This is a genomic window from Paracoccus sp. IB05, assembly GCF_016405985.1.
Lineage (GTDB): Bacteria > Pseudomonadota > Alphaproteobacteria > Rhodobacterales > Rhodobacteraceae > Pseudogemmobacter.
The window spans coordinates 28,559-45,675 of record NZ_JAEFCF010000012.1 but is presented as its reverse complement, the minus strand read 5'-3'; the positions used below and the strand labels follow the sequence as shown (position 1 = coordinate 45,675).

Below are 17,117 nucleotides of genomic sequence, written 5' to 3'. Positions count from 1 at the left end.
TTACTCCGTTACGTCAAGCGGCAGGCTGTCCGCCATCGTCGCAACATCGCCGGGCGTGGGCAGGAAATGCAGCCCGAGATTGAGGATCACCGCCAGAACCGAGGCAAAAGCCAGCGCATCGAACCGGTCCAGCAATCCGCCATGGCCCGGGATCAGGTTCGAGGCATCCTTGACCCCTGCCCGCCGTTTGATCGCCGATTCCGCAATATCGCCCAGCTGCCCCGCGAAAGCGATCAGAGGCGAGACCCACAGAACAGCCGCGCCAAAGCCCGCATAATGCCAGAAGCCAAAGCCCACCAGCGCCGCCCCGATCCAGCCCGCCACCGTGCCGGACCAGGTCTTTTTCGGGCTGATCTTCGGCCAGAATTTCGGCCCGCCGAGGATGCGCCCCGCGAAATAGCCCAGCACATCCGAGGCAACCACCACCGACAGGAGCCAGGCAATAGCCACCACCCCATGCGTATCGCTGCGCAGGATGATCAGCGCCATCGCCGTCACCACGATCACCAGCGCATAGGGGCCGAAGGCCAGAATATCGCGGCGCGGCGTCAGCACCCCGATCAGCGAGGGCAGCAAAAGAAATGGCAGTGCCCAGGGCAGCGTGATCCCCATGACCAGCACCACAGCCGTGAGGGCCCCGAGCAGGATCGAGGCATCAAACCCCTGCCCGCGCGTCATCCGCGCAAGTTCCCACATCATCAGCGCCGAAGAGATCACCGCAAGCGCGAGAAACCAGATCCCGCCAAGCCAGATCGCAAACCCTCCCACCGCCAGCATGACAATGGCCGAAAGGATACGCGGTGCCAGATCCCCCCATCTTGCCGATTTTTCGCCTGCGGATTTTGAGGTCATGGTTTTGCTCCGCCGAACCGGCGCTCCCGATTGCCGAAACGCGAAAGAATCGAGGCCAGTTCGTCCGGCGTGAAATCGGGCCAGAGCGTTTCGGTGAATTCATATTCCGAATAGGCCGCCTGCCAGACGAGAAAATTCGACGTGCGGGTCTCGCCCGATGTGCGGATCACCAGATCCGGATCGGGCACATCGCCGGTGTCGAGCGCATGGGAAAACGCGGCATCAGTCAGGTCGGCGGGGTTGAACCGCCCCTCGGCCGCCTCGGTCGCGATCCGGCGCGCGGCGCGCAGGATCTCGTCCCGGCCGCCGTAATTGATCGCAACGATCAGGTTCAGTCGCGTGAGATGCGCGGTCTTGGCCTCGATCCCCGCCATGAGACGTTGCAGCTTTGGCGCCAGACGCGAGCGGTCGCCGATAAAGCGCAACCGCACGCCTTCGCGCGCAAGGGCTGCCGCCTCGCGCTGGATGAAATGCGCGAAGATCCCCATCAGACCAAGGACTTCCTCGGTCGAGCGCTTCCAGTTCTCCGTCGAGAATGCATAAAGCGTCAGCCAGCGCAGCCCCATATCCGGCGCCGCACGGACAATTTCCCGCACCCGTTCCGCGCCCCGGCGATGCCCGACCAGACGCGGCCAGCCGCGATTGGTCGCCCAGCGGCCATTGCCGTCCATGATGATCGCAACATGGCGCGCCGCCCCAGCACCTGCCTGCGCCAGATGCGCCTGCGCGGCCGCATCAGGGCCAGATATGGCGGTGCCAGATCCGGAAATGCCAGACCCCGAAATGCGGGGCCCTGCAGCATCGGGGGTTTTAGCGGCGACCATGCGCGGCTCCTCCCGAAGGATCAGACCTGCATGATCTCCGCCTGTTTGGTCTCAAGCGTCTGGTCGATCAGCTTGATATGCTTGTCGGTCAGCTCCTGGACCTCGTCTTCCCAGAACTTCTGGTCGTCTTCCGAGAGCGAGTTCTTCGTCTTGGCTTTCTTGATCTGATCCATACCGTCACGGCGCAGGTTGCGGATCGCAACCTTGGCATGTTCGGCATAGGAGCCGGCGACTTTGGTCAGCTCGCGGCGGCGTTCCTCATTCAGCTCGGGGATCGGCAGCATGATGATCGGACCATTGGTCTGGGGATTGATGCCCAGACCGGATTCGCGGATCGCCTTTTCCACCTTATTGATCATGCCCTTGTCCCAGACGTTGATCGTGACCATGCGCGGCTCGGGGACGTTGACGGTGCCAAGCTGGTTGATCGGCGTCATCTGGCCGTAAGCATCCACCATGATCGGCTCCAGCATCGCGCCGGAGGCACGGCCGGTGCGCAGGCTGGCAAATTCGACCCGCAGAGAGGCGATCGCCCCTTCCATGCGGCGAATGAGATCATCGGTGTCGAGCATGAACTCTTCGTTCGACATCTGGCATATTCCTCAGGCTGGCCCGCGCGGGAGGCGGGGAAATCTGGTTTCCTATAGGACAAAGATGGCCCGGGGTATAGAAGCTTGTGGCATGGAATGCCGCCCGCGACCGGGACCTGCGCGGAAATTCCCTCTGCACCGGTGTGGCGCGGGCGGTTTCTCTGCGCCCTCTGTCCTGATGCGCTGCGGCCTGTCCCCGCCTCATGCGCCAGCACAGCCAGCCGACAGGCAGAGCGTCGGTCACGGTGGCGCTGAAACAATGCGTCTGAAGGCCCGGACCCGGCTGAATAACCGGCCAGGAAACGGGCGGTCCCTGACATTCACGTCGAAATATAGGGACCGCCCCGGGTAAATTTACACGAAGACCGAGATATCTCAGCCCTTTGCATTCACCAGCGTATAAGTGCCCTCGCCGGCAAGGATGGTACGGAAGCCGCCCGGCTCGTCGAGCGAGAAGACGATGATCGGCAGATCATTGTCGCGGGCCAGCGCGATCGCGGTTGCATCCATCACGCCGAGATGTTTTTCCAGCGCCTCGTCGTAAGAGACGGTCTCGTAGCGTTTGGCATCCTCGTGTTTTTTTGGGTCTTTGTCATAGACGCCATCCACCTTGGTGCCTTTGAACACCGCCTCGCAGCCCATTTCATTGGCGCGCAATGTCGCAGCCGTATCGGTGGTGAAATAGGGGTTGCCGGTGCCGGCGGCGAAGATGCAGACGCGTTTCTTCTCGAGGTGGCGGACGGCGCGGCGGCGGATATAGGGCTCGCAGACCTGGTCCATCGGGATGGCTGAAATCACCCGGGTGAAGACGCCGATCTGTTCCAGCGCCGATTGCATCGCGAGCGCGTTCATCACCGTGGCGAGCATGCCCATGTAATCGGCGGTGGTGCGTTCCATCCCCTGCGCCGAACCGGCGAGGCCGCGGAAGATATTGCCGCCGCCGATCACCATACAGATCTCGACGCCGAGCTCCTGCACCGCTTTGACTTCCTGCGCGATACGCGCGACCGTGGGCGGATTGAGGCCGAAGCCCTGGTCGCCCATCAGCGCCTCCCCCGAGATTTTGAGCATCACGCGGGAATATTTCACCGCCGAGGCCGTGACTGGCCCTGGCTTTGTGCTTGCGCTGGACATGGGAATCCCCTGGTCTTGTTCTGATTTTGAAGTTGCGCGCAAAATGGTCCAAAAGCGGACCGGGATCAACCGGGGTTGCGGCGGATCCGCACAGGCGCGAAAGGGGGCGCGAAATGGGGCGCTGCCCCCATCCCGGCAAAGCCGGGATTCCCCCGGAGTATTTGGATCAAGAGGAAATTCGATGCCGGATCTCTCTGCAATTTCAAGGGAGCTGCCAGTGCTGATCGCCGGGCCGACGGCGAGCGGAAAATCGGCTCTGGCGCTGGAACTGGCAGCCCGGGACGGGCGGGCGGTGGTGAATGCCGATGCGCTTCAGGTCTATGACTGCTGGCGGGTTCTGTCGGCGCGGCCCTCTCTGGCCGAGGCAGCGGCGGCGCCGCATCTGCTTTACGGGCATATCGGGCGCGATGCGGAGTATTCGGTCGGGCACTGGCTGCGCGAGGTCACGGCTTTGCTGGCGCGCCCGGTGGTGATCGTCGGGGGGACCGGGCTTTATTTCATGGCACTGACGGAAGGTCTGGCAGAGATGCCGCCGGTGCCGCCCGAGGTGCGGGCCGTGGCAGACCGGCTGCGGCTGGAGGAATATTCCGCGATGCTGGCGGGGCTCGACCCTGAGACCGCCGCGCGGATCGACCTGCGCAACCCCGCCCGGGTGCAGCGCGCCTGGGAGGTTTTGCGGGCCACCGGGCGCGGGCTGGCCTTCTGGCAGGCGCAGACGGGCCCGGCGCTTTTGCCGCGGGCGCGTAGTGACGCCATTGTGATGCAGCCGGAGACCGATTGGCTGAACCACCGCATCGACCGGCGTTTCGATCAGATGATCGGGAACGGGGCGCTGGAGGAGGCGCGCGCCGCGCTGCCGCACTGGGATCCGGCGCGCCCCTGGGCCAAAGCGATCGGGGCGCAGGAGATTGTTGCATATCTGCGTGGCGAGACCAGCCTTGCCGAGGCGATCACGGCGGCAAAAATCGCCAGCCATCAATACGCGAAACGCCAGCGCACCTGGTTTCGCAGCCGGATGCGCGACTGGCAGAGGCTGGCCCTGCCCTGAGGCGCGCCCTGCCCCTTCCGATGTCGCGGCTGGCGTGGCTTGCCGGCGGCTTGCGGAACGTCCACATATTTACCCACAGCTTTCCGCGAGGGCTGTGGGTAACTTGGCTGAAATGTCATTTTTTTGGTTTCATTTTTGCAGACTTGCCGCTTACCTTTCGCCCATCGGCAGAAAAGATAAGAAGACAATGCAAGACTTTACCGCGATTTCAAACCTCCGGGTCCTCGCCATTCCACGCCTCGCCGCCGCCGGCCGCTGGCGTGTCGAAGCGATGCGCTCGCTGTCGGAATCCTGCCTTTTGTGGTTCACCAAAGGCCAGGGCCGTATCACGGTCCAGGGGCAGACGCGCGGCTACACCGCACATAATGTGGTTTTCATTCCGCCGGGCGTTATGCATGGCTTTGATGCAGGCCCGTCGGTTTTCGGCACGGCGGTGTTTTTCGGGCGCAATTGCGGGCTGCCTTTGCCCGCATCACCGCAGCATCTGCGGATCCGCGAGGTCCATGCGCAGCAGGAAATCAACGTCTTGCTTGATTCGATTTCGCGCGAGATGAGTTCGGATGTGCCGGCCCATGATCGGGCCACCGGCCATTATCTGGGGCTGCTCGGGGTCTGGCTGGAGCGCCAGGCCGCCCGGGCCGAGCCGGAAGCCACCCGCCCCGATGCCAGCCGCCGGCTGGCGGCGCGCTATTCCAGTCTGCTGGAAAAGGAGTATCGCTCGGGTCTTGGCGTCTCGGATTTCGCGGCAAAGCTGAATGTCACGCCCACTCATCTGTCGCGCTGCTGCAAACAGTCCTGCGGCAAACCGGCCTCGGTCCTGTTGCAGGACCGCCGTATCTTTGAGGCGCAGCGCCTGTTGAGCGAGACGAAGATCCCGGTGGGCCATATCGCGGCGAGCCTTGGCTTTGCCTCGCCGGCCTATTTCACCCGCGCCTTCCACCATATGACCGGCAAATCGCCGACGGCATTCCGCCGCACTGGCTGAGCCTGCGACCACGGGCCGACAGGGCGCCGACTGGGCGCCGGCGCGGTCAGCCGGCGCACCCTGCGGGGCGTCCCGTATGGCCCGCAGCTGCCATGCGCCAGCTGGTGAACCTGCAATGCGTCTGGCGCAATTCCATGACCCCGATCTCGCAAAAGCCCTGAGAATGATCTGTCAAAAGCATTGACGCGAAAGCGGAAAACATGCGCAATGGACGGACCAGGGAATGAAGCCGGCGGAAAAAATCCGGCCCGCACCGCAGACCCCAACAGCCTGTTTCGCGGCGCGGTTCCTGCGTGGCCAGACAGTTCCGGCCGTTCCGGCATCAGCCCGGACAGGCGCCGGCAGGGCACTGCAACCGGGAGAGAACGGCACGTCCCGGACCTCGTTTGCGCGACGCTTTCTGCCTCGCGCCCGAGCCTGACAGGGAGATGATGAATGACCCGGAATACCGATACCCGTCTGCACCCCGCCGCAACCATGTATGCCGATGAGCATCGTGCGGGCCAGCTCAGCCGCCGCGAATTCCTGACCCGCACCACCGCGCTTGGCGTGGCGGCGCCGGTCGCCTGGGGGCTGCTGGGGCTCGAGGCCCCGGCCTATGCCGAAGGCACCCCGACGCCCGGCGGCACGCTCAGGATGTCGATGGAGCTGAAAGCGCTGAAAGACCCGCGCACCTCTGACTGGAGCCAGATCGCCAATTTCATGCGCGGCTGGCTGGAATATCTGGTCGAATACAACAATGACGGCTCGATCCGCGGCATGTTGCTGGAAAGCTGGGAGGCCAATGACGACGCGACCGAATACACACTGAAGGTGCGTCAGGGCGTGAAATGGTCGAATGGCGACGATTTCACCGCCGAGGATGTGGCGCATAACTTCGCGCGCTGGTGCGATGGTTCGGTCGAGGGCAATTCGATGGCGGCGCGCTGTGTCGGTCTGCGGGACGGCAGCGAGGGCGGCAAGATGCGCGATGGTGCGGTCACCGTGGTCGATGGCTCGACCGTGAAACTGCTGCTGAGCGCCCCCGATATCGCCCTGATCGCGGCTCTGGCCGATTATCCCGGCATGGTCGTTCATAAAAGCTATGAGAATGGTGATCCGACCCAGACGCCGGGCACCGGCCCGTTCAAATATGATAATTTCGAAACCGGCGTGCGTGCCTCGCTGGTGAAATCGGATCAGCCCTGGTGGGGCAGCGAGGTTTACGGCGGGCCCTATCTCGACCGGATCGAATATTACGATCTTGGCACCGACCCGGCGGCCGAGGTTGCGGCGGCTGGATCCGGCGAGATTGACGCGACATATCAGTCCGTTGGCGAATTCATCGACGTGCTCGACGCGATGGGCTGGGATAAATCGGAGGCGGTGACATCTGCGACGCTGGCGGTCCGGTTCAACCAGCTGGCCGAGGATTATAAGGATGTCAGAACCCGCACCGGCCTGATCAAATGCGTCGACAATGCCGTGGTGCTGGAGCTGGGCTATTCCGGCCTCGGGACCGTTGCGGAAAATCACCATGTCTGCCCGATCCACCCGGAATATTACGAATTGCCGCCAGTGGTCACCGATCCGGTCGCCGGCAAGGCGCTGGTCACCGAGGCCGGTTATGGTGATTTCGAATTCGAGCTGATTTCGCTTGATGATGCCTGGCAGGCTGCGACCTGTGACGCCATTGCGGCCCAGATCCGCGATGCCGGTCTCAAAATCAAACGGACGGTGTTGCCGGGTTCGACCTTCTGGAATGACTGGACCAAATACCCTTTCTCGGCCACCGAGTGGAACATGCGTCCGCTTGGCGTCCAGGTTCTGTCAGTCGCCTATCGCTCTGGCGAGGCCTGGAACGAATCCGCCTTCTCGAATGCAGAATTCGATGCTGAACTGGGCAAGGCTCTGGCGATCAATGATGCGACCGAGCGCAGCAAGGTCATGAAACGGGTCGAGGAAATCATGCAGGAGCAGGGTGTGCTCGTGCAATCCTACTGGCGCTCGCTCTATCGCCATACCGATCCGAAGGTGAAGGATTGCGGCATCCACGCAACCTTTGAACACCATCATTACAAGTGGTGGATCGCCGCCTGATGCGGTTCCCGGGGCAGGCGCCGCCCTGCCCCGTTTCCGCCCCGCCCCCCGGGCCCCCAGCCAACAAGCCGCCGCCTTCCCTGACCCGGAAGAGGAGAAGCCATGTTCGCCTTTGTCCTGCGCCGTACCGGCGTGATGTTCCTGACTGTCCTTGCGCTGACCTTCATTGTCTTTTGGCTGACCAATCTGCCACCCAACCTGGAAAAGCTCGCGAAATCCGAGGCTTCAGTGCGGATGAGCGATGCCGAAGTCGCAAGCTGGCTCGATCGCAACGGCTATGGCACCCCGACGCTGCATCGCTATGGGCAATGGCTTGGTGTCGTGCCGGGCTGGACACGCGAAGAAGAGGGCCGCTTTACCGGCCGCTGCATCACCGGGACGGTGGCGACCCTTGATGATATCCCCGCCCGCTGCGGCCTTCTCCAGGGCCAATGGGGCTTTTCCACCGTGTTCAAACAGCCGGTGGCCGATGTGATCAAACGCGCGCTGTCGATGACCTCCTGGCTGATGCTTTGGGTGATGATCGTGATGGTGCCGACCGCGCTGACCCTTGGCGTGCTCTCGGGGATGCGCGAAGGCTCCTGGACCGACCGCATCCTCTCGGGCTTTGCCATCGTGACCACGGCGACGCCGGAATATGTTTCGGGCGTGATCTTCATCGTGGTCTTTGCCTCGGCCACGGTCGGCATCTCACCCGTGCTGGCCGAAATGGGCTGGATCGAGGGCAAGACCCTCTTCCAGGGCACCGCCACCAGCGCCATGGACAGGATCACGTTCTGGAATTTCGCCCTGCCGGTGATGACCATCGCGCTTTACGGCATCGGCTATATCGCCCGCATGACCCGCGCCTCGATGACCGAGGTGATGAGCCAGCAATATATCCGCACCGCGCGCCTCAAGGGCGTCAGCTTTTCCCAGGTCGTGATGAAACATGCGCTGAGAAACGCCCTGATCGCGCCGTTCACCGTGATCATGCTGCAATTCCCCTGGCTGTTGAACGGCGTGGTGATCGTCGAAACCCTGTTCAATTACAAAGGCTTCGGCTGGACCCTGGTGCAGGCGGCGGGGAATAATGACATCCCGCTCCTGCTCGGCTGTTCCGTCGTTGCAGTCGTCCTGGTGCTGATCACCCAGCTCATATCCGATATCGGCTATGTCTTCCTCAACCCCCGCATCCGGCTGAGCTGAGGAGAGACAGATGCAAGACCTCTCCTGGCTCCAGATCGCCCTCAAATCCGGCCTCGCCTTTGCGCCGGTCTGGATCGCGCTGATCGCCACATTCTTCCTGTCGATCCGGTACCGCCGCCGCCTTGGCCTTTATGGCAAGCTCTTCGACTCTTTCGTGGGCCAGATCGGCTTTGCCGTGGTGATGTTCTGGATCTTCACCGCGATTTTTGCCGATCTGATCATCACGCATGACCCCCTCGTGCAGCTCTCGGGGATGAAAAACAAACTCCCCGGCACGGCGCTGGCCACTGCGGCCGAAGGGGTCTATCCATGGTATCTGCTCGGCGGCGACAACCTTGCCCGTGACGTGTTTTCGCGCATGGTGATGGGTGCGCGCGAGGTGCTGAAAATCGCCCCTGCCGCCACGGTCTTCGCCTTCATGGTCGGGATCACGCTGGGCCTGCCCGCCGGCTATTTTGCGGGCAAGTTCGACACATTCCTCTCCTTCATCGCCAATCTCGTGCTGGCTTTCCCGGTGATCCTGCTCTTCTACCTGCTGGTCACGCCCGAGATCATCGAGACCGGCATCCCGACCTACTTTGCCGCCGCCCTCTTCCTCTTCCCGGTGATCTTCTTCACCGTGCTCTTCAATGCGCGCTTCCACATTCTGCCCGCGCGCCGCAACCTCTATGTCGGCCTGACGCTGATCATCGGGCTCTGGGCCTGGGCGGGGCTTGCCTTCAACAAAGACCCGACCGGCCTCTTCTCGATGAGCCCCAATATGCTCAATGTCTTTGTCTCGGTGGTTTTCGTAAACTCGCCCGGTGTCTTTCGCATCGTCCGTGGTCTCACCATGGACATCAAAGCCCGCGACTATGTCGCCGCCGGCCAGACCCGCGGCGAGGGCCCCTGGTATATCATGCTGTGGGAAATCCTCCCCAATGCCCGGGGCCCCCTGATCGTCGATTTCTGCCTCAGGATCGGCTACACCACCATCCTCCTCGGCACGCTCGGCTTTTTCGGCCTCGGCGTCTCACCCGAAAGCCCCGACTGGGGCTCCACCATCGACGATGGCCGCCGCCTCCTCGCGATCTTCCCCCATGCCGCCCTCGTCCCCGCCATTGCCCTGATGAGCCTCGTCCTCGGCCTCAACCTCCTCGCCGACGGCTTGCGCGAAGAAAGCCTGAAAGACTGATCCCTTCCGCTTGACGCAAATACTCCACGGGGGTCCGGGGGTGTGAAACCCCCGGCTCGCGCCACCAGCCAAAGGAGACCCCGATGACCGCGACGCCAGGCACCTGGGACCCCACACAGCCAATTCTCGAGATCGAAAACCTCTCGATCACCTTCTTCACCCGGCTCCGCCAGATCCCGGCGGTGATGGATTTCTCCTGCAAGGTGATGGCGGGCGAATCCATGGGCCTCGTCGGCGAATCCGGTTGCGGCAAATCCACCGTCGCGCTGGCTGTGATGCGCGACCTCGGGAAGAACGGCAAAATCACCGCCGGGCGCATCCTTTTCAAGGGCCAGGACCTCACCACCATGGGCGAGGAGGAACTGCGCCGCATACGTGGCTCTGAGATCGCGATGATCTACCAGGAGCCAATGGCCTCGCTCAACCCCGCGATGAAGATCGGCGCACAACTTGCCGAGGTCCCGATGATCCATCGTGGCATGTCGCGATCCGGGTCCTGGGCGCTCGCCCGCCAGATCGTTGCCGATGTACGGCTGCCCGATCCCGACCGGATGCTGAATTCCTATCCGCATCAGCTCTCGGGCGGCCAGCAGCAGCGCATCGTCATCGCCATGGCGCTGATGGCGAAACCCGCGCTCCTGATCCTCGATGAGCCGACCACCGCGCTTGATGTCACCGTCGAGGCCGGCATTGTCGCCCTGGTAAAGGAACTGGGCGAGAAATACGGCACTTCGATGCTGTTCATCTCGCATAATCTCGGCCTGATCCTCGATGTCTGCGACCGGCTTTGCGTGATGTATTCCGGCGAGGCGGTCGAGACCGGCAATGTCACCGAGGTCTTCACCGGGATGCGCCATCCCTATACCCAGGCCCTCTTCCGGGCGATCCCGCTGCCCGGAGCTGACAAAAACGCCCGCCCGCTGATCTCGATCCCCGGGAATTTCCCGTTGCCACATGAACGCCCCCAGGGCTGCAATTTCGGCCCGCGCTGCGATTATTTCGCGGCCGGGCGCTGCAATGCCGGTGACATCGCGATGGAGGCGGTTCCCGGCGGCGACCGCCACGCGACGCGCTGCCTGAAATGGCAGGAAATCGACTGGCTCGCGCCGCCCAGGGCGGCCAAAGCCCGCGAGAAACTGCCGCCGGGCGAGATCGTCCTGAAAATGGATGATCTGAGGAAATATTACCAGGTTTCCTCGGGGGCCTTCGGCGGCGGGCTGACCAAAGTCGTCAAGGCGAATGAGACGCTGAGCTTCGAGGCCCGGAAAGGCGAGACCCTTGCAATCGTTGGGGAATCGGGTTGCGGCAAATCCACCTTCGCCAAGGTTCTGATGGGGCTCGAGACCGCCACCTCGGGCAAGATCATGCTGTTTGATGAAAATGTGCAATCCACGCCGATCCAGAAACGCGGCGCGGATACGGTGTCAAAGCTGCAGATGGTGTTCCAGAACCCGTTCGACACGCTGAACCCCTCGATGACGGTCGGACGCCAGATCATCCGCGCGCTGGAGGTCTTCCGTTTCGGCGACAGTGACGCCGCGCGTCAGGCCCGGATGCTCGGGCTTCTTGACCTTGTGAAACTGCCGCGCGCCTTCGCCGAACGGATGCCGCGCCAGCTGTCGGGCGGGCAGAAACAGCGCGTCGGCATCGCGCGTGCCTTCGCGGGTGGCGCGAAAGTGGTGGTCGCGGATGAGCCGGTCTCGGCACTGGATGTCTCGGTCCAGGCGGCGGTCACCGATCTGCTGATGGATATCCAGCGCGAGAATGGCACGACGCTTTTGTTCATCAGCCATGATCTTTCCATCGTGCGCTATCTCAGCGACCGGGTGATGGTGATGTATCTCGGGCATGTGGTCGAGATGGGCACGACCGAACAGGTTTTTGCCCCGCCCTATCACCCCTATACCGAGGCGCTTTTATCCGCAGTCCCGATTGCCGATCCGACCGTGACGCGCAAACATATCGTGCTGGAGGGCGAGATCCCCTCTGCGATGAACCCGCCGCCGGGCTGTCCGTTCCAGACGCGCTGTCGCTGGAAATCCCAGGTCGGGGGCGGGCTCTGTGATCGCGTGATGCCGCCGGTTGTGCAGCTGGCCGGCGGGCATCAGATCAAATGCCACCTTTCGCCCGCGCAATTTGCCGCGATGGAGCCGGTGATCCGCATCGCGGCCCAGTGATCCGCCAATGGTTTAACGGGTGACGTCCCGCGCCAGCCGTTCGGCATTGGCCCTGGTGCGACGGCGTACCGGGCGCAAAGCGGCCTCGGCCATCGTCGCGGGCGAGGCCCCCTTCATCGCGGCCTTCATCACCGCGATCTGCGCTTCTTGCAGGGCTGCGATCTTTTCCGACACCATCCGCGCATTCTCGCCCGGTGAAACCGGCCACATCCCCATCATCCCGGCCATCCGCATCGCGATCACCGCCTGTGCCTCGGCCATCATGACCGAAGATCGCAGGCCAAGGCGCATCAGCTGGGCCGCGCTGGGGGGCAGGAATGGAAACATGACTGAGACCTTTGACGCGCCCGCCGGGCGGAGATGAACTGTCTTCTCGAAGAGAGGCAACTTAGGCGAAAGATTTCCACAGGCAAGTTAACAAATGACAACGCCGGCGGGATTCAGGCAAGCCCCGCCGGCGACTGTCTCAGTTTTGCTTCAGGTGCCGTAACGTCACCGTCTTTTGACCCTGAGATCAGATGGCCTTATCCGATGGCCTGGCCTTCAGCCGCATAGGTCACCCGCCCGCCGCAGATGGTCAGTGCGACCTGGACCTTGCCGATCTGATCGGGTTCGACCTGTTCCAGATCCTCCTGCAACAGCACCAGATCCGCCGCGAGGCCGGGTTTCAGCCGACCGGTGATATGGTCGGTATGCGCCGCCCAGGCGCCGCCCGCTGTATAGGCGTATAGGCTTTCCTCAAGGCTGAGGCGCTCATCGGTGCAGGCGTCGCTGTAAGGCACCCGCGTCACCGCCGCCTGGATCGAACGCAGCACCGCCACATCGGTCACCGCCCAGTCCGAGGCATAGGCAACGGGCGCGCCATGATCGGCCAGCGTCTTGTGCAGATAGGCATCCGGCCAGCGCGCTTGCCCGATATTGGTCAGCGTCGGCTCCATCCCGAAATCCATCGCGCCCGGCGGATGCGAGGGTTGCAGGCTTGCGACAATTCCAAGCGCACCGACTCGCGGCACATCGGCGCGGTCGATCAGTTCGATATGTTCGATCCGGTGACGCGAGTCGCGCTTGCCATTCTGGATCTGCGCGGTTTCATAGCCATCAATCGTGGTCCGCACGGCCCCGTCACCGATGGCATGAACCGCGATCTGCAGGCCGCGGCGGTCGATCTCGGCGGCCAGCGGGTTGAACTGATCCGGCGGGAAAAGCGCGACCGATCTATGGCCGGGCTTTGTCGGATAATCGTTCAGCATGAAGGCGGTATAGCTGTCGAGCACACCATCCATGAACATTTTCACAAAGCCCGAGCTGAGCCATTCATCATTGAAGCTCTCGGTCATCTCGACGGCACGGTCCAGCTCGGAATGGTCCATACTGGGTTTGTAATGGAAGGGCACTTTGACCCGCGCCAGCAGCCGGCCTTCTTCCTGCAATTCGCGCAGGCATTCCAGCGTATAGCGGTTGCCATCCATCATCACCATCGAGGTGATGCCATATTGCGCGCAATGGATCTGGCCGCGCTCGAACATATCCTTGTCCAGATCGCGCTCGGCCTGGCTTGGATTGACCGGCTCACCGCCGGTCGCGATGCCCAGATTCAGCCGCCCGCGCCCGGCAAGATCAACCACCCGGCCAAAGGCTTCGAATTCCAGAAGCTCGCCGGTGGCGAGCCCGTCCGCCCCCATAACCACCTCATGGCCGGGCGAACAGTCCAGCCCGTTCAGCGTGCCGGAAAGCTCCAGCGCAAGGGTATTGGCCCAGATCGTATGGTGGTCATGCGAGGTCATCGCGATCGGGCGGTCCGCGATGATACTGTCGAGGATATGCCGGTTGGCGCCGCCTTCGATAAGGCCGTAATCGGCGCCCTGCGCCATGAGGAAGGGCAGATCCGGATTGGCCGCCGCATAGCCCAGAAAGGCCTCGCGCAGCTGGTCAATGCCATGCACATGGGTCAGTTGCAGATCGCTCAGCTCGGAGCCGCCAAGGCCCAGATGCAAATGGCTTTCGACAAAGCCCGGCAGGAGCATCCGCCCGCCCGCATCCACCACTTTCGTGGCTGCCCCCTTCAGGGCGGTGATATCGGCATTGGAGCCCACGGCGAGGATGCGCCCCGCGGCAATCGCCACGGCCTCGGCCCGGGGCATGTCGGGATCCATGGTCAGGGCCTTGGCATTGATGAAAATCAGGTCGGCGGGCATATCTCAGGCTCCATTCGGCAGAAAGGCGGCCCGAAGCGGGCCGCCCTGGATCTTACAAAGCGGCGCTGCCGCTTATTTCATCAGCTCGGTCCAGATCGCGGTCATATATTCCTGCGCCTTGGGCGGGCAGCGTTGCAGGAAGTGACCGGCGGCTTTCGAGGCTTCCGGGATCTCAATTTCCGGGGCGCCCTTCATCTCTTCGGGCATGAACGGCTCAGAGCCGGTGATGCCATTGGCATATTTGGCATGGGTCGAGATCAGCGCGGCGTTTTCCGGCTCCATGATGAAGTTCAGGAACTTATACGCACCTTCGGGGTTTTTGGCATCCGAGAGGATCGCCACCGAATCCATGAACAGCGGATAGCCTTCTTTCGGGTAACCGAAATGCACATCGGGGTTATTGATGCGCGAGCGCAGGGCCGCCCCGTTCCAGTAGACGGTCGCCGCCCAGTCATTGCTCGACATCTTCTCGGTGGCGCCATAATCCATCGAAATCCAGTCGGGCTTGGCTGCGATCAGCGCGTCACGGGCCTTTTTCAGCACTTCGGTGTCTTCGGTGCAGGGTTCGCCGCCGACATACCACACCGCCATATAGACGATATCGTTCATCTCCGGCGTGACATTGATTTTGCCCTTCAGCTCATCCGGCACATCCAGCCAGATCGCCGAAGTGTTGATGTCGCCGCTATAGACCGATTTGTTGACCATGATCCCGGTCGATCCCCACTGCCAGGGAATGGTATGGGCGCGGCCCGGATCCCAGGAGACATCGCGCCATTCCGGGGCGATATTGCCGATATTGGGCAGTTTCGAATGGTCAAGCTCCGCCACCAGCCCCTCTTCGACGAAAATCGGCACGTAATTGGCCGAAGGCACCACCATGTCGAAACCATGGCCGCCGGCGCGGATCTTTGCCAGTGCGGTGTCGTTTGAATCGTAATCGGTGACGATAACCTTGATGCCGGTCTCTGCCTCGAACTTCCGCAGCAGCTCGGCACTGGTGTAATCGCCCCAGTTGTAAAGCTGCAGCACTTTGTCATCGGCGCTGGCCATGGCGGCAGTGGCGCAGAGAATGGCCACCGTGCTGAGGAATTTCTTCATATCCGTCTCCCTGTGAAACTTTGGTCAAAGAACCATTCGGTTCAGTTTTTCTTGCGGTTGATCAGTGAGAACCCGACCAGCAGCAGCACCGTCAGCACCAGAAGCCCGGTCGAGATCGCATTGACCTCGGGCGTCAGCGTCCGGCGCAACTGGCCGAGCATATAGGTCGGCAGCGTATCCTGGCCTGCGGATTTCACAAACTCGGTAATCACCACATCATCAAGGCTGATGACAAAGGCGAGCATCGCTCCGGCCGCGATCCCCGGGGACAGGAGCGGCAGCGTGACAAAGCGGAAGGTCTGCCAGGGGTTGGCGTAAAGATCCGCCGCCGCCGATTCCAGCGAGAGATCCATCCCTTCCAGCCTTGCACGGATCGGCAGATAGGCAAAAGGCACACAAAAGGCCGAATGCGCGAGGATCAGATACCAGAGGCCCTGATAGCCGGTCCAGGCCTTGATCACCCCGAAGACGATCAAAAGCGCCACTGCGGTCACGATCTCGGGCACCATCAGCGGCTGGTTGATAAAGGCATAGATCGCCGTCTGGCCACGAAACGCGCGGCGTCTGGTGGTTGCGAGGGCGGCCATTGTCGCCACAACGGTCGCGATGAAACTGGCCGAAACCGCTATCTGCAGCGAGCGCAACGCGGCGGCCTGCACGACATCATTCTCCCAGGCCTCAATATACCAGCGCCAGGAAAAGCCCTGCCAGACCGAAAGCGTGGTGCCGGCATTGAAGGAATAGAACACCAGCGTGCAGATCGGCAGATAGAGCGCGATAAAGACGAGGATCGCGATACTGGCGAAACCGGGCAGGCGCGAGACTTCAAAGCTTTTCTCAGCCATGGCTCTTGCCCCCTTTGGTCGCGGCGCGGACATAGAAGATCATCGCGAGCATCACGATCAGCAAAAGCGTCATGGAAAGCGCCGCGCCGAGCGGCCAGTTGCGGCCCTGGCCGAATTGCAGTTCGATGAAATTGCCGATCATCATATTCTTGCCGCCCCCCAGCACGCGCGGCGTGACATAGGCGCCAAGCGAGGGGATGAAGACAAGGATCGAGCCTGCGATGATGCCAGGCTTCACGATCGGCAATACGACATGACGCAGCACCTGAAGGCGCGAGGCGTAAAGGTCATAGCCCGCTTCCAGAAGCCGCATATCGAAGCGGTCGATGGCCGCAAACAGCGGCAGCACCATCAGCGGCAGATAGACATAGGCCATGCCGATCAGCACGGCAGTATCGGTGTTCATGATGCGGAGCGGCTCGGAAATCAGCCCGATCCCCAGCAGGATCTTGTTCAGAAGCCCCTCATTGCGGATGATTTCGGTGATCGCGAAAGTGCGGATCAGCAGATTGGTCCAGAAGGGAATGGTGATCAGGAACAGCCAGAGCGCGCGCTCTTTCAGCGGGCGCGTGGCAATGAACCAGGCTGTGGGAAAGCCAAGCACAAAGGTGATCAGCGTGGTCAGGATCGAGATTTTCACCGAACGCCAGAAGATCGTCAGATGCGCATCGGCCAGCACCAGATTGCCGTCATCAAAGATGTCGCGGGTGTAAAGAACCCCAACCCAGGCCTCGGTCGAGAAGTCCCATACCACGCCGCCGGTCGGGCCTGCCGTGAGGAAGGAATAGATCAGTACGACAAGCAGCGGCCCTGCGGCCGCGCAGAACAAAAGGATCAGCGCCGGGGCCGAAAGCGCCCAGGCATTGCGGGTCGAGCTTGCGGCCTGAAGGCGCTCGGCCTCGCTCGCGCCATGTGTCCGAGCCAT

The 17,117-nt window shown here is 62.3% G+C and carries 15 protein-coding genes; 6 read left to right on the top strand and 9 right to left on the bottom strand.

From position 1 onward, the window contains the following. The 4 genes from JC607_RS10105 to pyrH all read right to left on the bottom strand — a co-directional run bounded on the left by JC607_RS10105 (window position 1) and on the right by pyrH (window position 3,400). Window positions 1-852: a phosphatidate cytidylyltransferase gene (locus JC607_RS10105; protein WP_198836804.1), complete on the bottom strand. Its 852-nt coding sequence runs from the start codon at window positions 850-852 to the stop codon at window positions 1-3. Then, entirely contained in the window at window positions 849-1,676 is an 828-nt protein-coding gene (uppS, locus tag JC607_RS10100; protein ID WP_198836803.1) for a polyprenyl diphosphate synthase, read from the bottom strand. The genes JC607_RS10105 and uppS overlap by 4 nt, the downstream gene beginning before the upstream one ends. Window positions 1,677-1,696: 20 nt before the next feature. Beyond that, window positions 1,697-2,266, bottom strand: coding sequence for a ribosome recycling factor (gene frr, locus JC607_RS10095; RefSeq protein WP_198836802.1), 570 nt, complete (start codon window positions 2,264-2,266; stop codon window positions 1,697-1,699). Window positions 2,267-2,641: 375 nt separating this feature from the next. Next, window positions 2,642-3,400, bottom strand: a complete 759-nt coding sequence (gene pyrH / locus JC607_RS10090; protein WP_092897685.1) for a UMP kinase — start codon at window positions 3,398-3,400, stop codon at window positions 2,642-2,644. A 181-nt stretch (window positions 3,401-3,581) separates the two neighbouring features. Between pyrH and miaA the strand changes: the two genes are divergently transcribed. The 6 genes from miaA to JC607_RS10060 all read left to right on the top strand — a co-directional run bounded on the left by miaA (window position 3,582) and on the right by JC607_RS10060 (window position 12,051). Continuing rightward, window positions 3,582-4,448, top strand: coding sequence for a tRNA (adenosine(37)-N6)-dimethylallyltransferase MiaA (gene miaA / locus JC607_RS10085; protein WP_198836801.1), 867 nt, complete (start codon window positions 3,582-3,584; stop codon window positions 4,446-4,448). A gap of 187 nt (window positions 4,449-4,635) precedes the next feature. Further along, window positions 4,636-5,433: an AraC family transcriptional regulator gene (locus JC607_RS10080; protein WP_198836800.1), complete on the top strand. Its 798-nt coding sequence runs from the start codon at window positions 4,636-4,638 to the stop codon at window positions 5,431-5,433. 435 nt (window positions 5,434-5,868) lie between these two features. Next, window positions 5,869-7,512 carry an ABC transporter substrate-binding protein gene (locus JC607_RS10075; RefSeq protein ID WP_198836799.1) on the top strand — a complete coding sequence of 548 codons (1,644 nt, stop codon included), beginning with the start codon at window positions 5,869-5,871 and terminating at the stop codon, window positions 7,510-7,512. A gap of 102 nt (window positions 7,513-7,614) precedes the next feature. Further along, complete coding sequence (locus JC607_RS10070; protein ID WP_198836798.1) at window positions 7,615-8,700, top strand: ABC transporter permease; 1,086 nt, start codon at window positions 7,615-7,617, stop codon at window positions 8,698-8,700. A 10-nt stretch (window positions 8,701-8,710) separates the two neighbouring features. Continuing rightward, window positions 8,711-9,874 (top strand): ABC transporter permease, encoded by a 1,164-nt coding sequence (locus JC607_RS10065; RefSeq protein WP_198836797.1) that lies wholly within the window; start codon window positions 8,711-8,713, stop codon window positions 9,872-9,874. 83 nt (window positions 9,875-9,957) lie between these two features. After that, window positions 9,958-12,051, top strand: a complete 2,094-nt coding sequence (locus JC607_RS10060) for an ABC transporter ATP-binding protein (RefSeq protein WP_198836796.1) — start codon at window positions 9,958-9,960, stop codon at window positions 12,049-12,051. A 12-nt stretch (window positions 12,052-12,063) separates the two neighbouring features. On the opposite strand, the gene JC607_RS10055 is transcribed toward JC607_RS10060, so the two are convergent. From JC607_RS10055 to JC607_RS10035, 5 genes are all read right to left on the bottom strand, one after another. After that, window positions 12,064-12,378 (bottom strand): antifreeze protein, encoded by a 315-nt coding sequence (locus tag JC607_RS10055; RefSeq protein ID WP_233092840.1) that lies wholly within the window; start codon window positions 12,376-12,378, stop codon window positions 12,064-12,066. A gap of 197 nt (window positions 12,379-12,575) precedes the next feature. Continuing rightward, complete coding sequence (locus tag JC607_RS10050) at window positions 12,576-14,246, bottom strand: amidohydrolase (protein WP_198836795.1); 1,671 nt, start codon at window positions 14,244-14,246, stop codon at window positions 12,576-12,578. A gap of 72 nt (window positions 14,247-14,318) precedes the next feature. Beyond that, window positions 14,319-15,347, bottom strand: a complete 1,029-nt coding sequence (locus JC607_RS10045) for an extracellular solute-binding protein (protein WP_198836794.1) — start codon at window positions 15,345-15,347, stop codon at window positions 14,319-14,321. Between the two features lie 41 nt (window positions 15,348-15,388). Then, the gene (locus JC607_RS10040; protein WP_198836793.1) at window positions 15,389-16,192 is read right to left on the bottom strand and encodes an ABC transporter permease; all 804 of its coding nucleotides are present in this window, start codon (window positions 16,190-16,192) and stop codon (window positions 15,389-15,391) included. After that, entirely contained in the window at window positions 16,185-17,117 is a 933-nt protein-coding gene (locus tag JC607_RS10035) for an ABC transporter permease (RefSeq protein WP_198836792.1), read from the bottom strand. Before JC607_RS10035 ends, JC607_RS10040 begins: the two co-directional genes overlap by 8 nt.